The sequence below is a fragment of the Streptomyces sp. NRRL F-2664 genome (genome assembly GCF_000719345.1).
In the GTDB taxonomy this organism is placed as follows: Bacteria; Actinomycetota; Actinomycetes; order Streptomycetales; family Streptomycetaceae; genus Streptomyces.
Genome location: NZ_JOFX01000183.1, coordinates 1 through 1849 on the forward strand (window position 1 = coordinate 1; position 1849 = coordinate 1849).

Below are 1849 nucleotides of genomic sequence, written 5' to 3' on the forward strand. Positions count from 1 at the left end.
AAAACGGCCCCGACTACCCCCCCGCCCGCCTCTACCACCCCGAAACCGGCCGCTTCACCACCCGCGACCCCCACCCCACCCCCCTCAACAAATACCAAGCCTTCAACACCAACCCCGCCGAATACACCGACCCCACCGGAAACATTACTTTCCGGGTCGGGCACCGTAACAGAGCTGCCTTGCCTTCCAAAAAACCCAGCGTAAGCCAGGCGCAGATGGCCCTCATGTATGAAGATTCAGGAAGGAACAGAGACGGCACATTTTCCGAGAAAGCAAGCCTTGCATTGCCGCCCGTTACGACTTCAACTCCTGAGCTTCATAACGATCTGAACCCTTACACCATGGCGGCTGATCCGATTAAGTCACTCGGCCACACTGGACAGCTAGCCGGAGAGGCCGAATCCGGCATTTCCCTCTTCGAGAAGAACGTTTCTGCCGAATTTAGCGAACAAATGAACGAGGTGCCGATCAAGGGTGGCGCGGGCATACTGCTGCGGCACACGGCGGAGGATGGCGTTCAGCGATTTCTAGTTGCGGGCAGAAGCGCCCAGGTGCGTCACCTGAAAAATCAGACAGCTAATATTGGCGGCATGGCTGATTCCGGTGAGACCTACTGGGCGGCAGCCACTCGCGAGCTTTCCGAGGAGACGGGGATGGATCTCGCTTCATTCGAGCCCATATCCTTAGTTCATGTGGAGACTAGGCCGCTAGGGGCGCGAATGACGTATCGCACATTCGTGGTGGAGGTGAACCGCAGGGCGGAAATCGACGCAGCAAAGATTCCCATAAAGCATGCGTGGGAGAATGATTGGTTTGCTTGGGTTACGAAGGGCGACATGCGGACGGTGCACGGATATCCACTCGTGCGGTTTCTGGCCGAATGGATCGATAGAGTTTAATGGAACTCCCAGGCATCTCGATTGGGGCTGCTCGGCGGGGGACATGTCGGAGTGTGAGTACGGTGCTGTCGCGTTCTCGAGGGGCATGGTCGCCTGAGGGTGCGACATGGTGTGACGGGGACCATGCCGCCGGGCGTTGCCGTTGCCGTCGGCGGTCTGATCTTTTGATGGCGTCAGGGTGTTGGCGGGCTACCAGCCGCCCTGTTGTTCACGCAGTGGCGGGCAGGCCGACGGCGGCGATCTGGCCTTGGAGTGCGAGGAGCTCGAGGATCCGGGCCGTACCGGCACGCATCTCGTCTCGAAAGCTGCCACACTGAACCGTTCTGACTTCTCTGCCGCTCCGTTGTAAGCCGTCAGAGAGGATGAGACACGTGCCCAAGAAGATTGATGCAGCCCTTCGCAGCCAGGCCGTGAGGCTGGTGACAGAGCACCATTCGGAGTACTCCTCCGAGTGCGCCCTGCACATCCAGGTCGCCGATTCGCTCGGTGACGTTCCCCCGGATCTTGGACAGCTTGATACTGGGATGGTTGGTCCCGGAGGAAGCGGTCCTGATCATGAGTGGCAAAAGCGGTAAGCGGTGCACGGCCGAGTTCAAGAAGGATGCGGTGGAGCTGGTCCTCTCGACCGGGCGGATCCCGGCCGGGGTCGCGCGGGAGCTCGGCGTGGGTGCGGAGGGCCTGCGCTCGTGGGTCAAGCAGGCGAAGACTGACCGGGGCCAGGGGCCGGCAGGAGCGCTGGCCAACGGTGAACGGGAAGAGCTGCGGCGGGTCCGCCGGGAGCTGGCCGAGGTGAAGAGGGCGGACGAGATCCTGGTAGAAGCCGCGGCCTTCTTCGCCAAGGAGATCGTGGAGCGCCGTGTGCCGCTTCATCGGCGCGGAGAAGGCATGCGCCGACAATCCTGTCGGCTACCCCGTCGCGCTGCTGTGCCGGGTGCTCGGCCTGCCTCGGT

Annotated in this window: 2 protein-coding genes; both read left to right on the forward strand. The window is 61.8% G+C overall.

From position 1 onward, the window contains the following. On the forward strand, nt 1-899 hold an 899-nt coding region (locus IF89_RS43890; RefSeq protein ID WP_158718130.1), incomplete at its 5' end, for an RHS repeat-associated core domain-containing protein. Nucleotides 900-1427: 528 nt separating this feature from the next. Then, on the forward strand, nt 1428-1849 hold a 422-nt coding region (locus IF89_RS41610), incomplete at its 3' end, for a transposase (protein WP_158718131.1).